Origin of the sequence: Nocardia elegans NBRC 108235 (assembly GCF_001612845.1) — a bacterium.
Taxonomy (GTDB): domain Bacteria; phylum Actinomycetota; class Actinomycetes; order Mycobacteriales; family Mycobacteriaceae; genus Nocardia; species Nocardia nova.
Genome location: NZ_BDBF01000037.1, coordinates 26,070 through 51,193, shown reverse-complemented (window position 1 = coordinate 51,193; position 25,124 = coordinate 26,070). Strand labels below are relative to the sequence as shown.

The following is a 25,124-nucleotide window of genomic DNA, read 5'->3' as shown; positions in this document are numbered from 1 at the left end:
ACAGCCATTGCCCGGCACGGGCGGTCAGCGCAGATAGGACATGACAGTCATCATTCCGGCTTCCTGGTGGTAGGCGTTGTGGCAGTGCAGCATCCATTGGCCAGGATTGGTGGTGTCGAGATCGGCTTCGATCGTTTGCATGGCGCCGACGATGACGGTGTCCTTGCGTGGCCCGTTTCCCGCCGCGGTACGGAGTTGGAATGTGTGGCCGTGTAAATGCATCGGATGAAACATCGTGGTCCGATTGGTGAATCGCAGCCGGATCCGCTGACCGGCGGTCACGTCGAGGGGTGCGCGGTGGTCATAGGTTCGGCCGTTGAGGGTCCAGATGTATCCGCGATTGTCGGCGCCGAGGGCGACGTCGAGAGTGTGGTCGGGATTCTTCTGCGGTAGCCGGGCGCTGTCGGTGGCGGTGAGCCGGTCCGCGGTCAGTGGAGCAGCGGCGAGCTCGGCCGGACGCACATCCGATGCGGGTGCGGCGCCGCCGCCGGTGCGGATGAGCGCGAACCCCTGCCCCGCTTTACCTTCGGCGGCGGCGACGAGAGGAAAGACGCCGTCGGCGAGATCGACGATCGCATCGTAACGTTCGCCCATGCTGATGAGCAGACTGTCGGTGCTGGTCGCCACGACGGGGTAGCCGTCGGTGTGGGTGACCCGTAACCGGTGGCCTCCGACAGCCACGCGGAAGGCGGTATCGGCGCCGGCATTGATGATTCGCAACCGCATCCGCTGACCGGGTTTGCCGGGAAGGGTGACCGGGTCGGTGCCGGTGCGGCCGTTGACGAGGAAGTAGGGGTAGTCCTTGACGTCGCCGGCGTCGCTGCCGAGCGGATTGTTCGGGTCGGTGGGCATCGACATGCCGCCCATGTTCATCCCGCTCATCCCGCCCATATTCATGCCACCCATGCCGCTCATGCCGCCGGCCTGCAACTGCCGCAGTTGTTTGTCGGGTGTGCGGCCACCGATACCGTCGAGCCAGTCGTCGAGGACGATGACGGCCTCGGTGTCGTAGTCGCGGCCGTCGGCGGGGTCTTCGACGATCAGCGGCGCGTACAGCCCGCGGTCGAGTTGCAATCCGACGTGCGGATGGAACCAGTACGTCCCGGAATCGGGGGTGGTGAACTCGTAGCGAAAACCGCTGCCGGGGGCGATCGCGGGCTGAGTGATGTCGGGGCTGCCGTCCATATCGTTGCGCAGCGCGATGCCGTGCCAATGGATCGTGGTCGGCGCGGGCAACGTGTTGGTGACCTCGGCGCGCAGGACCTCGCCGCGAGCCACGCGGATCTCCTGGCCGGGCAGCCGGCCACCGTAGGTCCAGGTATCGACCTGAACCCCGCCGAGATCGACGGTGGTGGGTTGGGCGCGCAGGTTCACCTGCCGGACCGGGGCGTTCGGGGTACGGCGCGCGGCCTCGGCGGCCTTCACCTCGGCCGAATCGGGTAGGACGAGATCACGGCGGGGTTCGGGATTGTTCGAGCAGGCTGCTGCCAGCGCCGCCGCCGTGGTGCCCGCGGTGAGTGCGAGAAAGCGGCGCCTGCTGAGCGGTGCCGAAGACGAAGAGTGGGTGGGCGACATGCGCGCTCCTGGAAGAGTGGGAACCGTCGATGACACGGGTCGACGCAGTCGGCGGCCCGGCCCCTCGCGGGTTCGGGCACGACTGCGACCTGTCAGACCCGCAGGATCGACAGTTCTGCCAGGTTGGGTGTCGGCCACGGCGGCGGATGACGCCGGCGGATGCGCCGCCCCCCTGTCACGGTCGCGTTCGTCGACCAGCCGGTCACGGCCAGCCAGGAAAACAGCACCAGTCCACCGACAGCCACAGCATCGCTCAGCACGAACACACACGCGTGAGTAGCCGGATGCCGATGAGGCGCACCGCCTTGACGGGCGTGGTGCGGGCCGGTATGCGCTCCGGGCGTGACCGACTCCACCGACATGGAACGGTCGACGCGATCGAGGCCGCCAGTTCCGGCAGCGGTCACTCCGGCATGCATCGCCGCGAAACCGCACAGCAGCACGAACAAACCCAGCACCCGGACAAGCCAGGTAACTCGACGCCGCGCGTGCGCTGCATTCACCGGGCCATCATATGTCCGACCACTCCGGCACCCCAACTACACCCCGGGGGTATAGCCACGAGCTGGCGCCGCAAGGCCCGGTACCGATCAGCGCACGCAATCTCAGCACGTCCCCGGGAACCCCGAAAATCGTTGCCAGGCAAGCGATCTCGCGCGCAACGACCATCTACGCACTGAGGTCGCCCCCGACTGCGCGCCTCCCGCGCCGCGACGGTTCCGCCACGGCGCGACCGGTACCGCACCCCACGTCGACGACGGCCGCACCCGGCGACAGGCGCAGCAGATCGCAGGAAGCGGCGCGCAGTGCGCCGGCTCCGAGCAACATGTCTGCGCCCTAATCGGGGAGGGGACGTAGCCGTTGAGCCTCATCGAACAGTGATTGTTGCGCGATGCGGGCAGTAGTGAGGGCGCCCAAGGCGGTGGCGGCGAGCAGCATGTACATGACGACGATCTGGTAGCGGATCGCGGTGAGGGGGTCGACGCCGGCGAGGATGAGCCCGGTCATGGCGCCGGGCAGGCTGATCAGGCCGACCACTTTGGTGGAGTCGATCGCGGGGATCAGCGCGGTGCGCAAGGCCGAGCGACGATGCGGTGCGAACGCCTCTCTGGCCGAAAGGCCCAGGCACAGCCGGGCTTCGATGGCCGGGCGGGCATCCTGGGCGTCTTCGCGCAGACGGCGCAGGGCGATGCCGGTGGCCTGCATGGCGGCGGAGACGATCATGCCACCGACCGGGACCACGACGCGGGCTTGGGTGGAGATGATCCCGAGTGCGAGCAACGCGCCGAGAGTGATGCCGGATCCGGTGGCCACGCCGATGGTGGCCGCGCGGGCCGCGTGCGGCAGACCGGCACCGCGCCGTGCGGCGACCTGCCCCGCGATGACGACCATGACCAGGACCCAGCCGAGAGCGCCGGGCAACCCGGTGTGCCGGAACAGGACCAGCAAGAGCGCGCCGACCGCGACCAACTGGACAGCGGCGCGAGCGGCGGCGACGAGCAGTTCGCGGGTCAGGTGCAACTGCTGGCGGTAGCCGATGGCGGCAGCCACCGCCACCAGTGCCAGCGACGTCGCCACCCCGCCCCAACCGGGCACCGAAAGGCCCGCTGTCATTTCGTGTTCCGTGGTTCGAGTGGGCGGGAACTACGGGTCAGCCGCCCTTGGTGAAGCGACCAGATCGTGTCGGCGACGCCGTCGACGAAGTCGGTGTCGTGGCTGACCAGCACGACGGTGCCGCCGTCGCGGGTGTGGGTACGGATGAGTTCGGCGACCGCGGTGGCGGAGTTCTTGTCGAGAGCGGAGGTCGGCTCGTCCAGCAGCAGCACTTCGGGTTCGACGGCGAGTGCGCGGGCCAGGCAGACTCGTTGGGCTTGACCGCCGGACAGCTGCGCGCATCGACGAGTGGCGAACTCCGGTCCCAACCCCAGCAGGGCCAGCAACCGCTCGAGACGCTGCGTAGCCAAATCCGCTCGGGCATACCGGATCTCCTCGGAGACGGTATCGGTGAGCAGGACGGGGTGTTGTCCGACGAGCCCGACGCGACGACGGAGGTCGAGTACGTCGAGGCTGGTGATCGGCGTGCCATCGAGCTGGATGGTGCCGCTGGTGGGTTCGGCGAGCCGGTTGAGCAGCCGCAGCAGTGTCGTCTTCCCGGCGCCGCTGGGCCCGACGACCGCCGAACAGGCGCCACGGGCGAATTCCGCGTCGGCATCGACGAGCACCGTGGTGGTGCCGTGGCCGGCGGTGACCCGGTCGAGCGATATGGCAGACATGGGTTCCACACGTTCAGCTGGTGGGCTCGAATTCCCACAGCACCGGAGTGCCGTCGGGGCCTTTCGGGATCGGTAGGTAGCAGTGGTGGGTAGCCGGGTCCACCGCCAGCGAGTGGGCGCCATCGGCCACATGCGCGGCGCCGACCCCGACGGTGCGACCGTCGCGGCGGTCGAACACGCTGACCCAGCCGCTTTCGGCCGCGACGTACACCCGGTGCGTGCCCGGGTCGTAGGCCAGTACGTCGGGGGTCTCGCCCACCGAGTCGCGACCGGTGACGGTGCCGGTGACCAGGTCCACGGTGATCATGGCCGCCCCTGCCTCGCAGCCGACGAACATCACTCGGTCTGCCGCATCCAGGGCTTGCCCGTGCGGATCGTCACACCCCGGAGTCGGAATGCGTTGGGTGATAGTGGCTTTCGTGGGATCGATCAGCGCCAGGTCGTTGCGGCCGTGCACTGCGACCACCATCCGGTCGATGACCGGGTCGTAGACAACGTTGCCGGCCTCATCATCCACTGCGGCGGTCGCGCGCACCACTCCGGTTTCGGCGTCGGCGACGGTCTCGGTACCGGCGTGTTCGTTGGTCGTCCACACCGCACGGCGAACCGGGTCATAGGCCAGTCCGTCGGGGTAATCGCCGGTCGGTGCGGTGAACACGACCGCACCGGTGTCCTCGTCGATCGCGACGAGTTGGTTGCGGCCGGTCGCGGTGGCGTACACGCGATGAGTGTCTCCGACAACGAGCACCCCGTGCACGTCGGGCATATCGGCAATGGTGCGTACAACCCGATGGGCGCGCACATCGACTTCGACCACCTCCCCGGCACCCATATGGGCCACGAACAGCAACCCGCGCGCGGCATCGAGGGCGGTGTAGTCGAAACGCACCGATCCGCCGGTCAACGACACCTGCGCGATCCGGCGCAGCGGCAGCTCACCGGGGTGCGGAGGCCCCAGCGATGCCGAACTCGAGCAGCCGCTCATCAGAACGGCCGCGCCCAACAGCACCGCACATATGCGAATCGGCCGCATCAACCGTCTCTCACCCACCCGGCCCGGTCCCCGTGGGCGGGGTGGTGACGAAACGCGACCAAAAGTGTTGCGGCAGAGGACCTATCAGGTCGAAATGCGCAACCCCGCTCGGCCGAGCGCTCGGCGCCAGGGAGTCTGCCAGCGCGGCGGCGTGACACCATACGAGGCGCGGTCAGTGTCGATTCCGGCCCCGTCGAGAGGTGAGCTTGCGGCCGACACCGCGGACCGCAGGAACGCTCCGGTGTGTCGAGGCGGGGGCGCGGCGGCCGGCGATACGGGCGCCCACCAGCAACGCAGTGATGGCGACAAGACCGACCACAGTCATCAACCTGTTCACATCGACAGCCGGTTGCCAGGTGAGCCGGCCGTCGCGCAGCACGTACATGCCGACGGGTTTGGCCCCGACTCCGAACCCGCCGCCCGAACCTTCCGAGCCCTCTTTATCGGTGCCGCCCCCGGCGCCGCCACCGCCGGAGACCGCCGCCGCTTCGATCAACGTGATCCCGTCTCGCTCCACGGGCTCGGAAAACACCCGCCGCACCGTCATGGATTCCTTCGCGGCGTTGACAATGTCGTCGACCTTCATCGCATGTCCTATCCGGATCTCGACTCCGAACCGCACTCGCGGCCCTGCTCTCCAGTCTCGGCAAGCGCATCCCGAAATAGAGGTGCCGATGGTCCCGGATAGGCACGACTTCCGGACTACGACTTCTGCGGTCGATCTCGTTTCCCGGCGCCCTTACCTCCGAGATGCCGCCGCAACATTGTCGGCGGCGGGCGTCCGATCGCCGGCCGGTAGAGGTGCTCTCGGGGGTCGGCGAGTGCCATACCGACCGAGGTGACGAACCGGGTGGCGGCCGTCTCGTGCAGATCGCATCCCATCCACTGTGCCGACCACGATCGGACGACCGAGCGAGCCATTTCCGAACGCACACTCGCCAACAGATACGACGCGAGCTTGGTGTCGAGCCGGGCCCGGTTCATCGTCAGGGCATCAGGATGAGACGCCCGTGGACGCCGCCCTTTTCGAGACGGCGGTGTGCTTCGGCTGCTCGCGCCAGGGGCATCGTGTCGGCGATCCGTGCGGTCAGGGTTCGGTCGGCGAGCTTCCGGTTGAGCACGGTCGCGGCGGCGGCCAGGTCGGTGACGGTGGCGTTGCTGATCACGAACCCAGCCAGGGTGATGTCGTGGGTGTATGCGCGGTCGACGGGTAGCGGCACCCGCGCCTCTGGTCCGGCCGCTGTCAGCAGGAGCCGGCCCCCGCGGGCCAGCAACGCGACCGCGACGTCGATATCGTGATGACCCGAGGTGTCCCAATACACGTCCAACCCCTCGGGCGCCGCCGCCCGGATCTGCTCGGCCAAGTCGGAGTCCCGGTAGTCGACCACCACAGCGGCCCCCGCATCGCGGACACGCTCGAGCCCGTTCCCGGAGGCGGAGGCGATCACCCGGGCGCCGGCCGCGCGTGCCAGGCGGACCGCGGCATCGCCCACGTTTCCGGCACCGCCGCCGATATACACGGTGCCTCCCAGCTCTAGCCGAGCGTGCCGGAACAGCCCCAACCATGCCGTGGCAGCCGGATGTGCGACACCGACCGCCTGGACCGGATCCACCCCGTCGGGCAGGTGGTACAGCCGCTCGGCCGGGACAACCACGTACTGCGCGAACGAGCCCTGGCGGCCACCGTGGCCCAGACTGTTGCACCACACCGCGTCCCCGACCGCATAACCGGCTACCCCGTCGCCGACCGCCGCGACGTTTCCGACCAGGTCGCGGCCGATGATGAACGGGAAGGGAGTCGGCGTCGCATACGCCCCCGACCGCACGAAGGTGTCCACCGGGTCGACCGTGACCGCGTGGACGGCCACCAGCACATCGGTGGGACCGGTGCGCGGGACGGGCAACCGTCCGTAGCGGATCGCATCGGCCGGGCCGAGCGCCTCCACGTAGGCCGCGTACATCACGTCCGGAATCCCGGCCATCGTGCCTGCCTCCTTTCGGCCGATGAGGCGCCGACACGGCGGTCACGGCCTGGGGACTTACTCGATCCCGTACGTTGTGACCCAGGCCGCCCGCAGCTCGGACTCCGTGGCATGCCCGAACTGGTAGGCCGGCGAGTCCACCGGCAGGGCGCGGTCCACGGTCACCAATACCGCTTCGATCGCGGGATATCCCGGGCCCTGTGTGGCGAGCAACCAGTCGTGAATCCACTCGAACACCGGGCTGCCGGGGCCATGGAATTCGGCGGTTCCCTTGAACCGGTACCCGCGTCGTTTGAGGAAGTCGACCACGTTGATCTCCAGTCGGGGATCACGCCGCAAGTTGGCGACCGTGCCCGGCGATGCTTGATTCAGGAACACCAGATGGTCGTCGTCGTACACCCGCACGGTTCCCTTCGGGGAAAGGTTCGGTGATCCGTCCGCGCACACCGTGGCGACGAACCCGAGCTTGGCGCTGTCCACGATCGAGCGCATGTCCTCGTCGATGACACCCATCTCCCGTGCCTACCCCCGGATCTGCCGGCGAATCCGAGCCCGCTCTCGTCACGACCTCCGCGACGGGTGCACCGCGACTTGGGCCGGATTCCCGCAGCAATGTGTTCGAGTGCGCGGACACCGCCACGGTCGAGGACACGACGCAACAGCACGCTGAGGAGACAAAGCCAACCGGGAGACAGCGAAAGACCAGAACAGATGAAAGTGCTGACCAGGGATTACACAAAAAATGGACCTGGCTGGGCGTTACGCGCCGACTCCCCCGCCACACCATCGACGAGCTCGTCCAGAGCTACCGCGCCGGCCATTCCCTCGCCTCCTGCAGCCGACTCACCGGCACACCCGCCAGCACCATCAAAGACGCACTCCACAAACACGACACCCCCCGCCCCGGCGGAACCCACAGCACACCGAACCACTAGGGCCTGTGTCGAAGCAGGGGCTCCGGGAGTAATCGCCGAATATCGGGCGGATAATGGCGTAGCTGCTGTTGGGGGTGACTACGGGTTTGTCCGGGCGGCGGGGTGGTTGGTCGGCGTGATGGAGGCTGGGTTCGTGGCGCCACGGGTCTCGTCGGAACTCGCGGCGAGTGAGCGATGAATTCCACGGCCCGCCGTCGTCTGGTCGGGTAGGAAGCTCACTGTCGAAACCTGCGAAAGAGTCACTTATGTCTGTTTCAGTGCTGGATATGTCGATGTCGCTCGATGGGTATATCGCGGACTCCGATGACTTCCTCGGCGGTGAGGACGGTGAGCGATTGCACCTGTGGGCCGAGGAGACCGACGCGGCCGGGCCGCTCGCCCGGTTTCAGGAGGAGTGGAACGCCGCGGGTGCGGTGTTGTCGGGCCGGCGTACCGCGGAGCTGATGGACCACTGGGGTGGCGATCACAACGGCCAACCGATCTTCGTACCCAGCCATCGCCCGCCTGCACCGGCCGCTCGCTGGGGTTATCCGCTGGTGACCTATGTGCAAGACGGCATCGAAAGCGCGATGGCACAGGCGAAAGCTGCTGCTGGGGAGCGGAATGTGCAGATACGCGGCGGCGCTTACACTGTGCGCGAGGCGTTGACAGCGGGGGTGCTGGACGAACTGCAGGTCCATGTGGTTCCGGTATTGCTCGGTCGTGGACGTCGCTTGTTCGACATGTTGCCGTCGGAGGTCGAACTCGACATCATCGAGGTGATCAATACGCCTGCGGCTACGCACATTCGTTATCGCGTCCGACGCTGAATCCAACAAGCATGCTGCGGGACTACCTCACCGAGATCGTGTGGACGATCCGAAGCAGCGGCTCGGAACGAGTCGTGACCGGGGACCGGCCAAGGGAGACGGATACCGCACTCTCTTGCCGATCGTCACCCCAGCCAATGCGGCGCCCGGCCCTCGATAAACTGAGACGCAAGAGCCACCAGCAGTCGCCCCGGTCCGATGCCGAAGCGACCCGTTCGGCCTCGAGCCACACCATGTCCGACTCTGCAGGTGCACAGGTTTGGGGGCCAGACACGCCGGGATGAGCGGACGTGTCGGCCGGTGCAGGCGGTGCGCCTACCGTGGTCGCGTCGGGTTGTCTGCCCGGCGCCGCGCGTGAGCGCGGCTGGCCTGTCGATCAGCTTGTCCAGCAAGTTTCTTGCGCTGTCGCGAGGAGAAGCCGGCCTCGGGGCGGCACGACCGGATCGGTACGACACCCCAGGAGGTCGAAAATGCGTGATGCTCGTTGTGCCCGGCCCCTTGTGCCCACCGCCTTCCTCGCCGCCGCGGCCACGGTGACAGTGTGGGCGCCGACGGCCTCAGCCGAGCCGCTCGGTCCGCTGCCGGTCTACACCTGCGACATCGCGGAGCAAGGGTTCGGAGTGACGGAACTCGACGGAACCAAGGCCATCAGGGGGCAGAACTGCCAGGCCGGCCAGGGCACGCCCACCAGCGGGAAGGTCGAGGAAGCGACTCTCATCCAGCCCAGAGATAACGACCTCGCCTACATCTGCAACGGCACGGTGTTTGTCCACCAGAACATCATCAACGGCCAGTTGGACGTCACGACCGATCGTTGCCGCATCCCCGGGCAGTGACGAATTCGGATACGTGCCTGCAGATCTGGGCTTGTCCGGCGTTGCGAGCGCAGGCCGATCGAGACACCGCCAGCCGGCACGGACAGTGGTTACACCCTCGGTTCCGCGGCGTTGTAGCGCGCAGCATGATCCGGGACATGTCGGAGACGAAGTTGCGGCCCTTGGCAGCGGAGTTGTTGAAAGTGAAGTTGGTCATCGCCGAGATCGCCCGCTTGGCACGCACCGTATCTGTGATCTCCGCCTGCACGCGATCGAGCTCATCCTTGAGCATCACCGACGAGGAGGCCGGATGGTGATACCGGAACAGTCCCAAGTCCTGAAGGCTTTTCTGGCCCTGCACTTCGATCAGGTCCGCTCGCTCGTGCGCGAGTTGCGCGTCCAGCTCAGCCTTCTCGGCCTTCAGACGCTCGACCTCGGTGACGAAGTGCTTGCGTTCCGCCTCGATCGCGGCGACTTCGGACAGCCCGAGCCGCTCGGTGAGCGCGCACGGGCGGCCATCGAAACAACCCCAGCTGATCCGACACCGCGTGTCGACACGCCCGAAGGCCACCCAATTCAGGCCAATTGCGAATCTTCAGCAATCGTCAGCGCGCGGCGACGGCTGCCCCGTCGCTGATGCACCAGCCCTCAGGCAGGGGAAGAGCCGAGTGATCATATGCACCCGCGCAACATGATGATCGCATGGCCGCCCCCGCGCCGAAACGTCTGCGCGCCGATGCCGCCCGCAATTATGCGCGAACTCTGCATGCGGCGAAGGATCTGTATTCCGGGCGCGGTCTCGAGGTCACTCGACGATGCCGCCGACGCGGCCGGGGTCGGCGTGGGAACGGTCTACCGCCGCTTCGCGAACAAACAGGAGTTGATCACCGCGGTCTTCGACCAGACCGTTGCCGAGGGCGTGCTACGGCCGGGGATCGCTGCCTTCGACCTCTTCGCGATGGTCACCATGGGCGAGGCGATGGCAAGCTTCGCCAAACCGCTGAACTCCGAACTTTGGCGCCGCTATCTGGCCCTCATGCTGGGACGGGTTTGCGCCGACCACATCACCCGGCTCCCCCTGACGGTTACGCCCCTGCACGTCGACGAGGCGGAGACAGCGAAGGCAGCGGTATTCGCCTGCCGCCGAGAGTGATTCGTCGTTCGTTTCGTGGGACCGGATACTCACCAGATCCTCGGCTGTCCGATGTTCGACGAGCTGCGCGCGGATACCTGGCCTATTCAGAACCCTTTCGTGTCGACGAGGAAACGCGGACGGTCCACCACGTGACGACCGTGTCGTTGTTCCCTAACTGGGTCGGCACCGACCGGCTGCGCATCGTCCGGTTCGACAGCGACGACGGAATGACATTGTCGACACCTCCATTCGATTTTCGCGAAACTTCGTGGAATGGGGCGGTGGCCCGACGGCGCATCACACCCCACTCAGGCCGGTCGTTCACTTCGCTGTCGAGCAATCGTGTCGAGAACTCGGCTCCGGACTGGTCCAGTCCACGCGCTGGCCGAGTCGGCTAAACTCTTCCTCCCCTTTGCCCATTCCTCCACCCATGCGGTCCGAATGGATTGTGCAGCGTTAGCAGACGAAGCTGCTGGGGCGCAACGGTCAGGAGAGTGAACGGCATTGCGCATACTCCGAAGTCCACGGGTAGTTCGCGCCGCACGCGGCGGTTCCGTCTTATCGGAAGGCTCTGGTGAGTTCATGACGATGGATCCAGTTCTCGACGGCGCGCCCGATGGCACCGGGCTGGTCTTCGGGAATATGGTGTCCGCCAGGACCGATGGATTCGACTTCCAACGCGACGAAAGTTTTTCGCGCCCAATCGATCATTTCCGGTGAGCCCAGCGTCGCGCCGCCTTCGACCGCCATCAGCAGTTTCGGCACGTCGGGGGTGGTGGCCATCCATTTGTCGTAGGCGTTGACAATGTCTGCGACATCGGCAGGCTCGCCGTCGAGGGGGAATTCGCGGGCCCAGGCCAGCAGCGGTTTGCGGGAGCCGGGGTCGGGATACGGAGCACGGTAGACGTCGTGGTCGGCAGGGGCGAGGCCCGTGAAGATCTGTAACGGCAGGTTGACCTCAATGAACATGTTCTGGTTCAGCACCATTTCCTCACCGTCGCTGGACCGGAAGCCACGGAACAACTCGGCCGCCCGTTCTGGCATCTCAGCCCAGCGGATGGGACGGAGGAAGGTCTCGGCGACCGCGATGCCGCGAATACGGTCAGAATTTCTACGGGCCCAGTTCATTCCGAGCGCACCGCCCCAGTCGTGCCCGACGATGACAACCTCGTCCAGGCCGAGTGCGTCAAACCACGCGTCGAGGTAGCGGGAGTGGTCGGCAAATCGGAAGGCGATGTCGGGCTTGCCCGAGGCGCCCATGCCGATCAGATCCGGGGCGAGTCGCCGTGCGTCGGAGGTCACATGCGGAATCACGTTGCGCCACAAGTGCGACGAGGTCGGATTGCCGTGCAGAAACACGACCGGCGTGCCATCGGGCCGGCCGGATTCTTGATAGTGCATGAACGAGTCGAGAACGTTGACGACCGGCATGGCCGCCTCCTTCCAAGTGGTGAGCTGGGTGCGGGTCAGCGTGCGGTGGCGGCGGCCACGGCCTGGCAAACTTCTTCCGGTTCGGGAAAACCCGCGCGGGTCTTCTTCGCCACCACCTCGCCGCCGACGGCGATCTCGTAGACCGTGACAGTCATCGCTGAAACCTTTCAATGCCAAACAGTTTGATGTTCGGATGAACATAGTGCAGCTACACTTTCATGTCAAACAGTTCTACGTTGAGATGTGGAGAGGTCTCGCGAACCGCCCGCAGCGGCAGCTGCTAATTTCAATCTCAAATAGTTTTACGCAGAGGGGTACGGCATGGGCGACAGCGTGGACCGCATCGTCGAGCAGTGGAGGATCGAACGACCAGACCTGGATCCCAGCCCGATGGGCACGGTGGGACGAATCAAGCGGGCGGCCCGAATCCTCGAACAAGGGATCTCGGCGATCCTTGCGCAGCATGACCAGCAGCTGTGGGAGTTCGATCTGCTGGCCACTCTCATGCGGTCAGGCCCGCCCTACCAACTGACCGCCGGCGCGCTCACCGATTCGGCCATGATCACCGCGGGCGCGATGACCAATCGGGTCGACCGCCTGGTCAAACGCGATCTGGTCAGCAGAAAAGTGGATCCGGAAAATCGGCGGTCGATTTTGATCAGCCTCACCGAACGCGGTCGCGAATTGGTCGGCGCCACCCTGAGTGATCACGTTGCCAACGAAGCCCGCATGCTCGGAGCCCTGAGCGCCGCCGAGCAGGAACAACTCGATCAGCTGCTGCGCAAGCTCCTGACCAGCCTCGGCGACACTCCGTCCAGCATCAAGACCCAGCCCCGCGCTCGGGCACAGGCTTGATCATCTCATCACTCGCTACCTGAGCAACCTCCCGTTTGCCTTGACGACTGTTCGTGCCGTGGCGGTCTGGGCAGCAGGCGCCGGCGGCAGCGGGGTGCTGTTCAGCGCGGATACCTGAGGACGGCCCTGAAACCTGCTGGTCAGGACGTCCTCGTTGGTATCGGGGACAGGATTTGAACCTGCGACCTCTGGGTTATGACCTCAGTGAAGGCTGGGCTGCACTTTCCAACGCCACCACATCCTGTCGGAGTCGGGTCCCGCTCATCCGCCCTGTCCGGCCGCGCGAGGAGGCAGATCATCCAACATCCTCAACAATCATCACTTCTGCCCCGACAGACTCAATAGCCACAGCACTCAGGTGGATTCGAAACAGGGAACAGCGATATTCCCGCAGATCAGACGGCTACATAGGCCGAAAACCAACCCAAAGACAACGAAAGGTCAGAACCTAGAAAGGCCCTGACCAGGCATTTTAATAATTGTGGACCTGACTGGGCGTAACGCGAAACGGGACGACCTGCGGAAACTCGAAAACCTCACCGCCGGAATCCAATCCGACAACACTGAACCGCGGCGACGGCAGCGGAAATCAGCCAGCCCGGTGAAGCCCAAGCCGGCCCGGAACATCCAACGCCGACTCCCTCGCCACACCATCGACGAACTCGTCCACGCCTACCGCGACGGCGCCACCACTCTCCAACTCGCCCACCGATACGGCATCTCCAAAACCGCGGTATTGGACCTGCTCACCCGAGAAGGCATCACCCGCCGCCACCAACCACTCAACGACACCGATATCGACCACCTCGAACGGCTCTACCTCGCCGGGCACTCCCTCGTCTCGTGCAGTCGGCTCACCGGTGCACCGGCGAGCACGATCAAGGACGCACTCCACAAACGCGGGACACCCATGCGACCCGCAGGCGGAACCCGCAACAACCCCCAACCAACCTGACACCGCGTCGGCCGACTCACTCCGATCGAGTTTGAGACAATAAACCGGCCCGCACTCGCGGCCTGAAAGACCAAACCCGCGAGTCAACCAAACTCGGGGACATTCCCAGAAGCCGAGCAATCCGACTCCGTAGAACCGGGTGGAACACCACCACCGAGTTACGCGGAACAGGCCTCAGCCTACCGGGAGTTTCACCACCGGATCGGCGCCCAGGTCGGTGATATAAATGTTGCCCGCCCTGTCGACTGCCACACCCTGGGGATTCTTCAGGCCGGTGAACGGCAGCGGGGTCGGCGTCGACGCACCCGCCGCCAACCTCACCACCCATTGATTACCCCAGTCGACGACGTACAAGTCTCCCGCCTTGTCGACCGCCACGCCCTGAGGATCCTTCAGCCCGGTGAACGGCAACGTGGTCGGCGTCGACGCACCCGCCGCCAACCTCACGACCCGCTCGGTACTCAATTCGGTGACATATACGTTGTGCGCAGCGTCGACCGCGACCCCGTGGGGATCTTGGAGCCCCGTGAACGGCAGCGTCGTCGGCGCCGACGCACCCGCCGCCAACCTCACCACCCGATCGTTGCCCCGGTCGCTGACGTACACATCTCCCGCCGTATCGACCGCCACACCCTGGGGATCCTTGAGCCCAGTGAACGGCAGCGGGGTCGCCGTCGACGCACCCGCCCCCAACTTCACCACCCGATTGTTACTCGTGTCGGTGACGTAAACGTTGCCTGCCGTGTCGGCCGCCACACCCTGGGGATTATTCAGCCCGGCGAACGGCAGCGGGGTCGGGGTCGACGCACCCGCCGCCAACTTCACCACCCGATCGTTACCCATGTCGGTGACATATACGTTGCCCGCCGGGTCGACAGCCACATCAGTGGGCAAGCTGACGCCGGTGAACGGCAGCGGAGTCTGTGCCGAGTAGGCCGAGGTGATAGGCGGGGGCGAGCTGCCACCGCCGCCCGATTGCCGTTGAACACCGATGACGACAGCTACGGCGGCCACCACCGTAACCGCGACCGCGGCGGCGAGCAGCCCGGCGGTCTTGGGCGACAATCTGATTCGCCACCCACGGCGCGCAGCCCCAGTGGTGCTGACCGCGGAATCGCCCAGCGCGGCGTTGGCCGCCGCCGCCAGCTCGCGCACGGTCTGGTAACGCTCCTCGGGGTTTTTGGCCATGCCCTTGGCGATGACAGTATCGAACGCAGTCGGTACATCGGGTGTAGTGGTGCTGGGACGCGGCGGCGGGGTGTGCAGGTGATGGGCGATCACACCCTGCACCCCCGCTGCGCTCGCAAACGGTGCCCGACCGGTCAGGCACTCATACAGCACGCACGTCAACGCGTACACGTCCACCCGAGCATCGGCCTTGACCTCCGCGCTGATCTCCTCCGGCGCCATGTAGGCGACGGTGCCGATGGTCTCACCGATCGAGGTCAGCGTACGGTCGTCGGCGGCGTGGGCGATCCCGAAGTCGATCAGGGAGGCGAACTCATCGGCCCCCAGCAGGATGTTGGTGGGTTTGACATCGCGGTGGACCAGCCCGACATCGTGGGCCGCCTGTAGCGCGCCGGCCACCTGTGTGATGATCGACACCGCCCGCCACGGCGACAAGGCCCCTTCTCGCGTAATCACCTTGCGCAGGTCGGTGCCCTCGATCAAGCGCATATTCAGATAGAGCCTGCCGTCGATATCGCCGAAGTCGTGGATGGGGATGACATGCGGCTCGGTCAACTGCGCCACCGCCCGGCACTCCCGGCGGAACCTCTCGCGCAGCTGCTCGTCATCGGCAAAGCGCTCAGGCAACACCTTGAGCGCTACCACCCGGTTGGTCAGCGAATCATGCGCCCGCCACACCTGGCCCATGCCACCCTGACCCAGCAGCGTCAACAGCCGATATCGCCCGAACGCCTCCGCTGAGATCGTGTCCCCGTCACCAACTGACGTGTCATCCATTGTGTCGTCCCGTGACCATCCGACTGGCGAAAGGTGTACATGCCTGCGTCCCATCCCCGCCCTAGCTGGTACCCCACCCCAGTTGATTTAGCCAGGCCAAACAGTCGAGAGTCGGCGCTATCCAACCACAAACCTGTCGCGACTCAAGCGTACCTCTTGGGGCTGCTGCACGATTGGGTGACGGTGTGACCTGCCCCACCGAATAGGTTCCAGTCGTGGTGGCTAACTGGCAGCGGTGATGGGTGTCTTCTCGGAGAGTAGCTCGAACTTGATCGGGGTGCGGTACCCCAGCGATGAGTGGCGGCGTTGGCGGTTGTAGAAGATCTCGATGTAGTCGAAGATCGCGTTCGCGAGTTCGAGGCGGGTCTTCCACTTCTTGCGGTCGAGTAGTTCGATCTGCATCGAGGACCAGAACGATTCCATCATCGCGTTGTCCAAACCAAAGGAACTCGACCAGAGCGAAAACCGGTTGGTCGATCTGCTCGCCGATGGCTCGATGCCTCGAGCCAATGTGCGCCTGAAACTCATCGAGATCAGAGCTCAGCGCAACCGCATCGAAGCAGCGCTCACCAACACTTCCGAAGAACTCAGCGTCGGAACGACGGTTCTCCGTCACGCCCTCGACCTCATCGCCGACCCGTACAGCCTGTATCTGGACGCAGCCCCAGACGTACGGCGACTGCTGAACGAGACGTTCTTCGAATGCTTCTACATCGATGATCTGGAAGACGCCACTGCACTACGAATCGCCGACGACAAGACCGTCATGTTCGCTGACCTTCACTCGGCAGCCCGAAACCACCCAAATCGGGCGTCGGATAAATCCGGGACCAACCCCCGCGATGCACACCTGCGGACGGTCACTGTTTCGAATAAAGAGGTTCTGGTGGTCCCAGCTGGTTTCGAACCAGCGACCTCTCGCGTGTGAGGCGAGCGCTCTCCCGCTGAGCTATGGGACCGGGGATTTCGAGAGCGGCTGGGGTGCCGTTCCGAACGAGAAGGAACCTTAACACGCATCCCCGGTGTCACACCAAATCGGGGCTTGACCTGGGTGTTTCAGCCGAGCGGCGATGGACGGAACATGAACGGGCGCAGAAGGTCTCGTGAGGTTGGCTCGCCGCGTAGTCACCCCCTCCACCGAGTGAAGCATCGCGGGAGATCGGGCGGGGCCGTGTCCGAACGGACCGCGGTTACGGTGTTCCGCGCCGCGGAACGAAGGCCCGACCACCCCCCGGCCGGTCCGCCGGCGCCGCGACGGATGTGACCTCAGGGATCGCCTGGCGCGCCGGTGTCCGACGGAGCGCAACGCCCCCGGAAAACACACCGGTGTTATTCACTTTTACCCCCATCTACCAGGCGATTTGTTGACGGTGCGGGTTGTGGGCTAATGTTCTCTCTCGCAGCCGGAAGGGGCCGAAAAGCCCCGGAGACGCGGCATGCGGATGTAGCGCAGTTGGTAGCGCATCACCTTGCCAAGGTGAGGGTCGCGGGTTCGAATCCCGTCATCCGCTCGAAGGCCAACCCGGCCTTGGTTGGCGGTGTGGCCGAGTGGTGAGGCAACGGCCTGCAAAGCCGTGCACACGGGTTCGATTCCCGTCGCCGCCTCTGAGTAGGCGAACCACGCGCGATTAGCTCAGCGGGAGAGCGCTTCCCTGACACGGAAGAGGTCACTGGTTCAATCCCAGTATCGCGCACCAACGAAGAACAGGTCAGCCCCGGTTTCGACCGGGGCTTTCTTGTATCCGCATCACGGACGTAACGAGTTTGTAGACGACTGTGTCCGCCGTCTCATCGCCTGGGATACGGTCGAGGCCCAACCAGCCGAGCGGCAAGGAGAGATGTCGTGCGCGATTCGGTAACCGTCCACATGGCCGCGTCGCCGGCGCAGGTGTGGGCGCTGGTCAGCGATATCACGCGGATCGGCGAATTCAGTCCCGAGACGTTCGAGGCCGAATGGCTCGGCGGCGCAACGGGTCCCGCGGTGGGGGCGAAGTTCCGGGGGCACGTGCGGCGCAATCAGGTGGGGCCGGTCTACTGGACCACGTGCCGGGTCGACGTGTGCGAGCCCGAACGAGAATTCGCCTTCACCGTCCTCGGGCCCAAGGGGATGAGCATCAACCGGTGGGGCTATCGGCTGGAACAGCGCGACGGCGGCACCGACGTCACCGAATCGTTCGAACTCTCGACGATCCTGCCGCTGCGGCTGTACTGGACGGCGCTCGGGTGGGCGCGCGGACGGCGCAACCACAACGATATGGCCACCACCCTCAATCGGATGAAGATCGCCGTCGAGCACGGCTGATCCGGCGGGTTCGACGCGCGCTATTCGGCGAATTCGACGCCCAGCACCCGATCCAGAACCCGCGCTCCGCTGTCGGTCAGCCGCAGCGTGCGGCGGGTTCCCGGCCGTTCCACCCAACCCGCCGATTCCATGCGGGTCAGTACCGCGGCACCGAGCGCACCGCTCAGATGATGGCGTTGCTCGCTCCAGTCGACGCAGAAACGCAGCAGGGGGCGGCGCCGGTCGCGGGCGGCGCCGAGATCCACGCCCAGCTCGGCGAACAGGGGCTCGGCATTCGGGCCCAGGCGATACGGGTGGTCGGTCATCGGCGCCGAAATCGGATCTCCCTGTGCGCGTGCTGTTCCCGCGACGCCGTCGGTGCGGGTCAGCGCCTGCCGCTCGAGCAGTGCCTCGGTGACCGCGACGCCCAGTCGCCCGGCCAGGTGGTCGTAGCAACTGCGCGCCCGGCGCAGCGCCGCCGCGCGGGTGGATTCCCGCAGTGAACGCACGGGTCGCGTCGGCGCCAGCACTGCCAGCGCTTCGATCGCGGCGCCGACCTGGGCATTCGCTATGCGGTAGTACCGGTGGCGGCCGGATCGTTCGACCGTGAGCAGTCCCCCCTCCACGAGCCGGGCCAGGTGTTCGCTGGCTGTGGACGCCGCGACGCCGGCCTCCGCGGCCAGCACCGATGCCGGCAGCGCGCGCCCGTCCGCCAGGCCGATCATCATGCGAGCCCGGGTCGCGTCGGCCAGCAGGGCACCGACAGCGGCGATATCGGAATACCCGTAGAGAGGGCGGCGATCGGTCATGACTCGAGTCTGCCGCGACAACACTTCGGTACGCACCGAATCGTGGCCGTCCGCGCACGTCCGCGACGACAGCCGGTGGACGGTCCGCCGGCAATCGGCGGGCGACCTCGCTCCACGACCTTGACTACCGTTCCGGTTCGGCCGACATTGGGGTGGTGCGTATGCGTGCGGAGGAACTCGATGTGCCTCCGGCCGAAGGATTCGATCGGATCGGAACGGTCGAGATGACGCTGAGCGCGTTCGGTGCCGGTGATATCCACGGCTCGATCGATGAGATCGCCTATGCCGCCGCCGACCTCGGTGGCGAGTATTTCCACGTGACCGATTCCTTGGGCGCACGGGTCACCGCCGTGGTGTATCGCCGCAGTCGCCGGCGTCGGCGATGGTTCCGCCGCCGGACCTGACTCCGCGCCATCAAGAGGCGGGGAGCGAAAGAAGCTGCGGCAGGACGCCGTTCGTTTCACCCGCTGCCTCATCGCCGACACTTCGGTCCACACCGAAAGGTTGCGCACCGACACTGCGGATATGACTTCGACTCCACAGGTTCGCAACCCGGCCGCCATCCTCACGGTGATGTGCGCCGGGATGTTTCTGGCGTTGCTGGATGTGACCATCGTGAATGTCGCGCTACCCGCGATCGGGCGCGGCCTGCATACCGACGTCGCATCGCTGCAGTGGGTGGTGGACGGGTACGTGGTCGCGATCGCGGGACTGCTGCTGGCGGCGGGAACCGTCGGCGATCGGATCGGGCATCGCCGAATGCTGCTCGGCGGATTCGCGGTCTTCGGGCTGGCCTCGCTGGCGTGTGCACTGGCTCCGTCGGTCGGGGTGCTGATCGCCGCGCGGGTGGTCCAGGGCGTGGGCGGGGCGCTGCTGTTGCCCAGCACCATGGCCGTCATCGTGGACGTCTTCCCGGATCGGGCGGAACAGGCGAAGGCGCTGGGCACCTGGGCGGCGGTGTCGTCGCTGGCGTTGCCGGCCGGACCGCTGCTCGGCGGAATTCTCGTCGACCGCCTCGGGTGGCGGCCGGTCTTCTGGATCGCGGTGCCGCTGACGATCGCGGCGACCGTCGCGGCCCGGATCGTGGTACCGGCCGCACCACCGCGGCGCGGCGAGCGCATCGACGTGCTCGGACTGGCCGGATTCGTCCTCGGCCTGGGCGCGCTGGTGTTCGCCGTCATCTCCGCGGGGCACCACGCGGGGACGGCGGTCGTCGCCACCGCGGCGGTGGTCGCGGTGTGTACGCTGGCGGGCGCCTACGTCTCGGCCCGGCGCAGCGCTCATCCGTTCCTGCCGGTGGACCTGTTGCGGCACAAGGATTTTCTCGCTCCCAATGTCGTCGCCCTGATGATGAACCTGATCTTCAACGGCATCCTGTTCATCGGCATGCTGTATCTGCAGGACACGCTGGGGCGCTCCCCCGTCGTCGCGGGCGTCAGCGTGCTCCCGCTGGCCCTGCCGCTGGTGCTGCTGGCGCCGCTGTCGGGACGATTGACCGCCCGGTACGGCCCGCGCCCGGCGATCGCGATCGGCTGCGCCCTCGCGGCATGCGGTTCGGCGATGCTGCTCACGCTCGACGGCCGCGGTGGCAGCGGCGGGCTGCTGCTGAGCTTCACCGTGCTCGGATGCGGCTCCGGCCTCATCACGACATCGGTGGTCGCGGCGACGGTGCGCGCCACACCGGCGGACCGGTCCGGCCTGGCGACGGGAGTGTCCAATACCGCCCGGCAGGTCGGAACCGCCTGCGGTGTCGCGATATTCGGCGCGATGGCCGGATCGCCGACCGGGCCGGGCTTCGTCGGCGCCGTCCACCGGCTGGCGGCCGGCTCGACTCTCGCGTGGGTGGTCGCGCTGCTGATCACCGTCTTCGCCGTGGAGGCCGGCGGGTCGGCAGCGGCCGACACGGGCCGGGACAGCCGCCTCACCGAACCCGCGCGCCGCTGAACCGTCGAAGCGGCTCGCCGTTGAATCGGCCACCATATCGGCGGACACGCCCGCGCTCGCGCGCCCGGAACCCGTACGAAGGCATAGGCTTTCGAAAGGACGTGCGAGACAGCGAAAGGCATGTGGTGACGACCAACCGGATCGAGGAGATACAGGCCGGGTTGCTCGACGACCTGCGCGACGGCATCTCCTTCACCTCCGAGCAGATGGCCGACACGCTGGCGGACATGGTCGCGGCTCAAGCCGAGGAACGTCCCCGCGACGGCGAGCTGCTGACCCGGCGGCTCGGGCTCGACGGTGTGCGCCCGGAGACCTTGACGCTGCTGGGCGCCCGCTTCGAACTCTCGCGCGACCGGGTTCGCCAGCTCTACACCCGAGCGGCGGGACAGCTGCTGCGGCGTGTGCAGGCCACCGGCCATCCCGATCCGGCCGTGTTCGCCGACCAGTATCCGGTCGGGTGGGGCGATCAGCGGCTGACCCGGACGCTGCTCACCGAAACCTATGTCGGAGATTGCGATATCGCCGCCCAGGATCTGGCGTATCTGAAGTTGCGGCTGGCCGGGCATTCGCTGATCGACGCCAAGCGGGTGGCCGGCTTCGTCTTCCAGCGCATCGCGGGCTGGCAGCAGCGTGGCCGGTGGCATCTCGATCGCCCCCGCACGGCCGAACCCACTGCCGGGCAACTGCTTCCGCTGCTGCGACGGGTGGATTGGCCGAGCGGCGATCCCGGCGACCTGCCGGAGCTGCCGATCACGACCGTCGACGCCGACGACGATGCCCGCGGCCACATGTTCGCCGAGAAGCTGGGCCGCGAAACCACATTCGACACCGCTCTGCAAGCCCGGCTGCTGCGCATGCTCGACGACGGCGAACAGGTCGACAGCTACACCGAGCGGCCCGTGGCCGTCGACTTCACCGTCGACGGCGTCGCGGACTCCTACTGTCCCACCGTCGCCGCCCGACTGACCGACGGACGCGTGCTATTGGCCGACGTGGTCGCCTTGGGGCAGTTGGGATTACACGCCAACCGGGTGCGGCTCGAGGCGGCCCGCGCGCACGCGCATGCCCGCGGCTGGGGATGGCTCGTGTTCACCGGCAGCCGGCTCGGCGAGCCGGATCTGTTGCGGCACACGGTGCCCGCTCGTTCGGAGAACATTCTGCGCAACCGGCTCGCCACCGGCGCCGTGCACTGGGCCGAATTCCGGAGCCTGGTCGACGAGACCGGCCTGGAACCGGTGGACCTGATCGCGCTCGCCCTGCGCCACGGCTGGCGCTGGGATCGTGCCCCGTTCCGGCTGAGCGCGACCTGACCTCACTTCAACATGAAACCCGCCACGATGAACGTCACGATCACCAGCATCGCGAAACAGGTCATCAGCTGCCAATGCAGCACCGCCTCGCGCTGACGCGCGATCCGTACCCGCAGACCGGCCTCGAGCCGGTCGCGATCGGACAGCCGGCGTTTGACCGCGTCCAGCTCCCCGGCGACGAGTTCGGCGCGTTCGAGCCGATGCATCATCTTGTGCATCTGTTTGGCTTTGTCGCGAGTCGCCCTGCGCGCCAGGGCCAATTCGGTGCGCTGGTCGAGCAGTTCCTGCCGCTGCTGCGCGATCATCATCGCCTGTGCGTGGGTGTGGGCCTCCCAATCGCTCACCGTCGCCCACCCTCTCGTATCCTCGTCCAGATAGCCGCAGGCCAACTCGCCCGCGACCCAGCCATCGATGAATTCCCTTATTTCCCAGGGGGTTTCCCTGGGGCTGAGGATACCGTCGGAATCGATGACCAGCCCACCCGACAATGCCCGGTACTCACATCCGGCGGCTGCGAAATCGTCCACGCCCAGCGCCGGTATCTGCCCGATCCAATATCCGGTCGGGCACAGCCACAACACCTCGTCACAGCCCACCGCCTTCAACCGGGCCGTGCGTTTGCGCGCGTGCTCGATCGAGACCGGCGCGCTGCGCACCTCGATAGCGCACAACCGGTTCCCACGCCGCCACAGCAGACCGGGCGTCTGCGCACCCAGCGGCTTGTCCACCTCGGCATCGTCGGCGCCCGCCGCCAGCAGCCTGCCGCGCAACCAGTATTTGAGCCGCTGCACATCCCAGTGACAGTTGCCACAGCCGGGTTCGCGACACCGGTCACCCGCCTGATGTCCGCGCGGATTCGGCTCCACCACAGGCAGTTTCACCGGCTCCAGGGGAGCCAGCGTCGTCGTCTGCTGCCTCGTCTCGGCCCGTTCTGTCGTACTCACGCGACCACTCCCCTACCCGTGCACCAGCGGCCCGTGCGGCCCGCTGTATCCAGAGTGCCGCACGGGCCAGGGGGCTACACGTCCCCGTGACCGGTTTCGTTATCCAACCGGGAGCCCCACGTGATCATCGAGTCCGGTGAACTGCGGAATCGCCCGCGATCGGACAGCGGCGTAATCGCGACGTTGCGAAGCCGGAACTTCTCCTGCCGGGTGCGAGGCTCGGGCGCTCCGCTACCGCCGCCGGGCTCTCACCCATTAGGCTGCGCAGATGTTCGACCGCGGATACATTCCTGTATCGACCACGCTGCGGGCCGCCCGTACCGCCAATTCGGTGGCCTTCGCGCTGCAGGGCTTCTTCCTCGCGGTCGTCCTCACCGAACTGCCGCAGCAGCGGGATCGACTCGGGCTCACCGACACCGTCATCCTGGTCGCGGTCGTGATGATCTCCGGCCTCGCCGCCGGCGGCAGTCTACTGGCCGAGCGGGTGGCGGTGCACTGGTCGAGCCGGGTGGCGCTGCGGGCCGGGCTCGCGCTGATCGCGGTGACCGGACTGGCGATCGCGATCGCGCCGAACATCGTGGTGGCGCTGATCGCGCTCGGTTGTTACGGCGTCGCGGTCGGCATGGTCGACGCGGGCACGAATATGCAGGCGGTGTTCATTCAGCACGGATACGGGCGGTTCGTGCTGTCGTCGTTCTACGCCGCGTGGAGTGCCGGGTCGATTCTGGGCGCACTGTTCGTCTCGGGCTGCGCGAAGGTCGGAATCACACTGCCGTACGCGGTCACCATCGCCGCCGCGGTGGTCGCGGTGGCGAGCCTGGTGTTCGGGCCGCGACTGCTCGGCGCCGGCCAGGCCGAGGCCCAGCCCGTCGAATCGGGCGGGGCGCCCGAAACCGTTGCGGCCGTTGCCCTGCGGGCGTATCTCGCGTTGGGAATCGCGATGGCGCTGGTGTTCGCCATCGATCTGGCGGTGGGCAACTGGTCGGCGCTGTATCTCACCGACGATCTGCTGTCCTCGTCGGCGACGGCGGCCCTGGCGCTGGCCGCCTACCAGGGCGCCTCGCTGCTCACCCGGCTCAGCGGCGACTGGTGGGTGCGCCGATACGGCGCGCGGGCGGTGGTCCGGGTGGCCGCCGGGATCGGCGTGCTCGGCCTGGCACTGGTCGTGGCCGCGCCCGGGCCGGCGACGGCACTGGCCGGATTCCTCATCGCGGGCCTCGGCCTGCCCGTGATCGCACCGCTGTGCTTCAGCGAGGCCGGGCGCCTGACCGAAGGCCGCGGACTGGACGCGGTGATCGCCCGGCTCAATCTGTTCAACTACGCGGGCACGCTGATCGGTGGCGGCGTGGTCGGGGCCGTCGCCGATGCGTCGAGCCTGCGGGCCGGGTTCGTGATCCCGCTGCTGTTCGCCCTCGTCCTCATCGCCACCGCGCGTTTCTTCCGGCCGCGCCCGGCCCCAGGCGAGCTGTCGGCGACCCGTTCCGGACATGTTGTACTGGACCCATGACCGAGCAAGTCGTCGTCGACCGCGCCGGAATCTGGGACGCGGAGGAATTGAGCGACGTCGCCACGGCGACGTTTCCCCTGGCGTGCCCGCCGGAGTTGACCGAGGAGAACATCGACACCTTCATCACCGAGGTGCTGTCCGGCGAACGGTTCGGCGAGTATCTGAGTGATCCGCAGCGGATCGTGCTCAAGGCCGTCGTCGGCGGCGAGATCGTCGGCTACACCATGCTGATCTCCGGTGAACCGGTCGATCCCGCGGTCGCCGCCATGATCGAGGCCCGCCCCGCGCTCGAGATCAGCAAGATGTACGTGATGCCCGGCCACCACGGCAGTGGCGTCTCGACCGCCCTGATGGACGCGGTGGTGGATTACGCTCGCCGCGGCGGATATTCGGTGGTCTGGCTCGGTGTCAACCAGCGCAACGAGCGGGCCCAGCGCTTCTACGGCAAGCACGGTTTCCGCCGCGTCGGCACCAAGACATTCACCGTCGGCAATCAGGTATGCCACGACTTCGTGATGCAACGGAAGGTGTGAATCCGGCTGTTCCGCAACCGGATTCGACCCGCC

27 protein-coding genes, 4 tRNA genes and 1 pseudogene are annotated in these 25,124 nt (G+C 66.7%); 15 read left to right on the top strand and 17 right to left on the bottom strand.

The window, feature by feature from the left end:
- Nucleotides 1-24: 24 nt before the first annotated feature.
- The 9 genes from NE2_RS24550 to NE2_RS24510 all read right to left on the bottom strand — a co-directional run bounded on the left by NE2_RS24550 (nt 25) and on the right by NE2_RS24510 (nt 7,376).
- Nucleotides 25-1,575: a multicopper oxidase family protein gene (locus tag NE2_RS24550; protein ID WP_063029804.1), complete on the bottom strand. Its 1,551-nt coding sequence runs from the start codon at nt 1,573-1,575 to the stop codon at nt 25-27.
- A gap of 92 nt (nt 1,576-1,667) precedes the next feature.
- The gene (locus NE2_RS24545; RefSeq protein WP_146165310.1) at nt 1,668-2,024 is read right to left on the bottom strand and encodes a DUF6153 family protein; all 357 of its coding nucleotides are present in this window, start codon (nt 2,022-2,024) and stop codon (nt 1,668-1,670) included.
- A 388-nt stretch (nt 2,025-2,412) separates the two neighbouring features.
- Nucleotides 2,413-3,189 carry an ABC transporter permease gene (locus NE2_RS24540; protein WP_063029797.1) on the bottom strand — a complete coding sequence of 259 codons (777 nt, stop codon included), beginning with the start codon at nt 3,187-3,189 and terminating at the stop codon, nt 2,413-2,415.
- A complete protein-coding gene (locus NE2_RS24535) occupies nt 3,186-3,848 on the bottom strand; it encodes an ABC transporter ATP-binding protein (RefSeq protein ID WP_063909474.1) in 663 nt (220 codons plus the stop codon). The genes NE2_RS24540 and NE2_RS24535 overlap by 4 nt, the downstream gene beginning before the upstream one ends.
- Nucleotides 3,849-3,861: 13 nt before the next feature.
- The gene (locus NE2_RS24530; protein WP_233429868.1) at nt 3,862-4,857 is read right to left on the bottom strand and encodes a YncE family protein; all 996 of its coding nucleotides are present in this window, start codon (nt 4,855-4,857) and stop codon (nt 3,862-3,864) included.
- A gap of 196 nt (nt 4,858-5,053) precedes the next feature.
- The gene (locus NE2_RS24525; protein ID WP_063029792.1) at nt 5,054-5,467 is read right to left on the bottom strand and encodes a spore germination protein GerW family protein; all 414 of its coding nucleotides are present in this window, start codon (nt 5,465-5,467) and stop codon (nt 5,054-5,056) included.
- Nucleotides 5,468-5,583: 116 nt separating this feature from the next.
- Nucleotides 5,584-5,865 (bottom strand): hypothetical protein, encoded by a 282-nt coding sequence (locus NE2_RS37720; protein WP_063029790.1) that lies wholly within the window; start codon nt 5,863-5,865, stop codon nt 5,584-5,586.
- 2 nt (nt 5,866-5,867) lie between these two features.
- A complete protein-coding gene (locus tag NE2_RS24515; RefSeq protein ID WP_084494299.1) occupies nt 5,868-6,863 on the bottom strand; it encodes an NADPH:quinone reductase in 996 nt (331 codons plus the stop codon).
- A gap of 57 nt (nt 6,864-6,920) precedes the next feature.
- Nucleotides 6,921-7,376 carry a pyridoxamine 5'-phosphate oxidase family protein gene (locus NE2_RS24510; protein ID WP_063029788.1) on the bottom strand — a complete coding sequence of 152 codons (456 nt, stop codon included), beginning with the start codon at nt 7,374-7,376 and terminating at the stop codon, nt 6,921-6,923.
- A gap of 589 nt (nt 7,377-7,965) precedes the next feature.
- On the opposite strand from NE2_RS24510, the gene NE2_RS24505 reads away from it, so the two are divergent.
- Entirely contained in the window at nt 7,966-8,607 is a 642-nt protein-coding gene (locus NE2_RS24505; RefSeq protein ID WP_218018653.1) for a dihydrofolate reductase family protein, read from the top strand.
- Between the two features lie 470 nt (nt 8,608-9,077).
- Entirely contained in the window at nt 9,078-9,443 is a 366-nt protein-coding gene (locus tag NE2_RS24500; RefSeq protein ID WP_146165311.1) for a hypothetical protein, read from the top strand.
- Here the strand turns inward: NE2_RS24500 and NE2_RS24495 are convergent.
- Nucleotides 9,409-9,993 carry an SNIPE associated domain-containing protein gene (locus NE2_RS24495; RefSeq protein ID WP_063029782.1) on the bottom strand — a complete coding sequence of 195 codons (585 nt, stop codon included), beginning with the start codon at nt 9,991-9,993 and terminating at the stop codon, nt 9,409-9,411. The two genes, NE2_RS24500 and NE2_RS24495, sit on opposite strands and share 35 nt — an antisense overlap.
- Before the next feature lie 120 nt (nt 9,994-10,113).
- Between NE2_RS24495 and NE2_RS24490 the strand changes: the two genes are divergently transcribed.
- On the top strand, nt 10,114-10,575 hold the full coding sequence (locus tag NE2_RS24490; protein WP_307617930.1) for a helix-turn-helix domain-containing protein: 462 nt from the start codon (nt 10,114-10,116) through the stop codon (nt 10,573-10,575).
- The gene (locus tag NE2_RS37715; RefSeq protein WP_218018652.1) at nt 10,572-10,955 is read left to right on the top strand and encodes a lipocalin-like domain-containing protein; all 384 of its coding nucleotides are present in this window, start codon (nt 10,572-10,574) and stop codon (nt 10,953-10,955) included. The genes NE2_RS24490 and NE2_RS37715 overlap by 4 nt, the downstream gene beginning before the upstream one ends.
- A gap of 160 nt (nt 10,956-11,115) precedes the next feature.
- Here NE2_RS37715 and NE2_RS24485 read toward each other — a convergent pair whose 3' ends face one another.
- Nucleotides 11,116-11,988, bottom strand: coding sequence for a haloalkane dehalogenase (locus tag NE2_RS24485; protein ID WP_063029778.1), 873 nt, complete (start codon nt 11,986-11,988; stop codon nt 11,116-11,118).
- 35 nt (nt 11,989-12,023) lie between these two features.
- Entirely contained in the window at nt 12,024-12,143 is a 120-nt protein-coding gene (locus tag NE2_RS37465; RefSeq protein ID WP_195023641.1) for an Rdx family protein, read from the bottom strand.
- Nucleotides 12,144-12,309: 166 nt separating this feature from the next.
- On the opposite strand from NE2_RS37465, the gene NE2_RS24480 reads away from it, so the two are divergent.
- Together NE2_RS24480 and NE2_RS24475 are read left to right on the top strand one after the other, a co-directional pair.
- Nucleotides 12,310-12,843 carry a MarR family winged helix-turn-helix transcriptional regulator gene (locus NE2_RS24480; protein WP_063029776.1) on the top strand — a complete coding sequence of 178 codons (534 nt, stop codon included), beginning with the start codon at nt 12,310-12,312 and terminating at the stop codon, nt 12,841-12,843.
- 601 nt (nt 12,844-13,444) lie between these two features.
- Nucleotides 13,445-13,798: a hypothetical protein gene (locus NE2_RS24475; protein ID WP_146165312.1), complete on the top strand. Its 354-nt coding sequence runs from the start codon at nt 13,445-13,447 to the stop codon at nt 13,796-13,798.
- 174 nt (nt 13,799-13,972) lie between these two features.
- On the opposite strand, the gene NE2_RS24470 is transcribed toward NE2_RS24475, so the two are convergent.
- The 3 genes and pseudogenes from NE2_RS24470 to NE2_RS24460 all read right to left on the bottom strand — a co-directional run bounded on the left by NE2_RS24470 (nt 13,973) and on the right by NE2_RS24460 (nt 16,722).
- Nucleotides 13,973-15,817, bottom strand: a complete 1,845-nt coding sequence (locus NE2_RS24470) for a serine/threonine-protein kinase PknD (protein WP_373862281.1) — start codon at nt 15,815-15,817, stop codon at nt 13,973-13,975.
- 168 nt (nt 15,818-15,985) lie between these two features.
- A pseudogene (locus tag NE2_RS24465) lies at nt 15,986-16,204 on the bottom strand (integrase core domain-containing protein); the annotation flags it as partial.
- Between the two features lie 443 nt (nt 16,205-16,647).
- Nucleotides 16,648-16,722, bottom strand: a tRNA-Val gene (locus tag NE2_RS24460).
- A 479-nt stretch (nt 16,723-17,201) separates the two neighbouring features.
- Between NE2_RS24460 and NE2_RS24455 the strand changes: the two genes are divergently transcribed.
- The 4 genes from NE2_RS24455 to NE2_RS24440 all read left to right on the top strand — a co-directional run bounded on the left by NE2_RS24455 (nt 17,202) and on the right by NE2_RS24440 (nt 18,065).
- Nucleotides 17,202-17,274, top strand: a tRNA-Gly gene (locus NE2_RS24455).
- 23 nt (nt 17,275-17,297) lie between these two features.
- Nucleotides 17,298-17,368, top strand: a tRNA-Cys gene (locus tag NE2_RS24450).
- A 17-nt stretch (nt 17,369-17,385) separates the two neighbouring features.
- Nucleotides 17,386-17,460, top strand: a tRNA-Val gene (locus NE2_RS24445).
- Between the two features lie 146 nt (nt 17,461-17,606).
- Nucleotides 17,607-18,065 carry an SRPBCC family protein gene (locus NE2_RS24440; protein ID WP_030517188.1) on the top strand — a complete coding sequence of 153 codons (459 nt, stop codon included), beginning with the start codon at nt 17,607-17,609 and terminating at the stop codon, nt 18,063-18,065.
- A gap of 20 nt (nt 18,066-18,085) precedes the next feature.
- Here the strand turns inward: NE2_RS24440 and NE2_RS24435 are convergent, their stop codons facing one another.
- Nucleotides 18,086-18,853: an ArsR/SmtB family transcription factor gene (locus tag NE2_RS24435; RefSeq protein ID WP_063029770.1), complete on the bottom strand. Its 768-nt coding sequence runs from the start codon at nt 18,851-18,853 to the stop codon at nt 18,086-18,088.
- 161 nt (nt 18,854-19,014) lie between these two features.
- Between NE2_RS24435 and NE2_RS24430 the strand changes: the two genes are divergently transcribed.
- From NE2_RS24430 to NE2_RS24420, 3 genes are all read left to right on the top strand, one after another.
- Complete coding sequence (locus NE2_RS24430; RefSeq protein WP_030517190.1) at nt 19,015-19,257, top strand: hypothetical protein; 243 nt, start codon at nt 19,015-19,017, stop codon at nt 19,255-19,257.
- A 121-nt stretch (nt 19,258-19,378) separates the two neighbouring features.
- Nucleotides 19,379-20,797, top strand: coding sequence for an MFS transporter (locus tag NE2_RS24425; RefSeq protein ID WP_063909473.1), 1,419 nt, complete (start codon nt 19,379-19,381; stop codon nt 20,795-20,797).
- A 125-nt stretch (nt 20,798-20,922) separates the two neighbouring features.
- Nucleotides 20,923-22,107 (top strand): hypothetical protein, encoded by a 1,185-nt coding sequence (locus NE2_RS24420; protein ID WP_063029860.1) that lies wholly within the window; start codon nt 20,923-20,925, stop codon nt 22,105-22,107.
- 2 nt (nt 22,108-22,109) lie between these two features.
- Here NE2_RS24420 and NE2_RS24415 read toward each other — a convergent pair whose 3' ends face one another.
- A complete protein-coding gene (locus NE2_RS24415) occupies nt 22,110-23,051 on the bottom strand; it encodes a competence protein CoiA family protein (RefSeq protein WP_233429867.1) in 942 nt (313 codons plus the stop codon).
- Nucleotides 23,052-23,319: 268 nt separating this feature from the next.
- On the opposite strand from NE2_RS24415, the gene NE2_RS24410 reads away from it, so the two are divergent.
- Together NE2_RS24410 and NE2_RS24405 are read left to right on the top strand one after the other, a co-directional pair.
- Entirely contained in the window at nt 23,320-24,558 is a 1,239-nt protein-coding gene (locus tag NE2_RS24410; RefSeq protein ID WP_063029766.1) for an MFS transporter, read from the top strand.
- Complete coding sequence (locus tag NE2_RS24405) at nt 24,555-25,091, top strand: GNAT family N-acetyltransferase (RefSeq protein ID WP_063029764.1); 537 nt, start codon at nt 24,555-24,557, stop codon at nt 25,089-25,091. Before NE2_RS24410 ends, NE2_RS24405 begins: the two co-directional genes overlap by 4 nt.
- Nucleotides 25,092-25,124 lie beyond the last annotated feature (33 nt).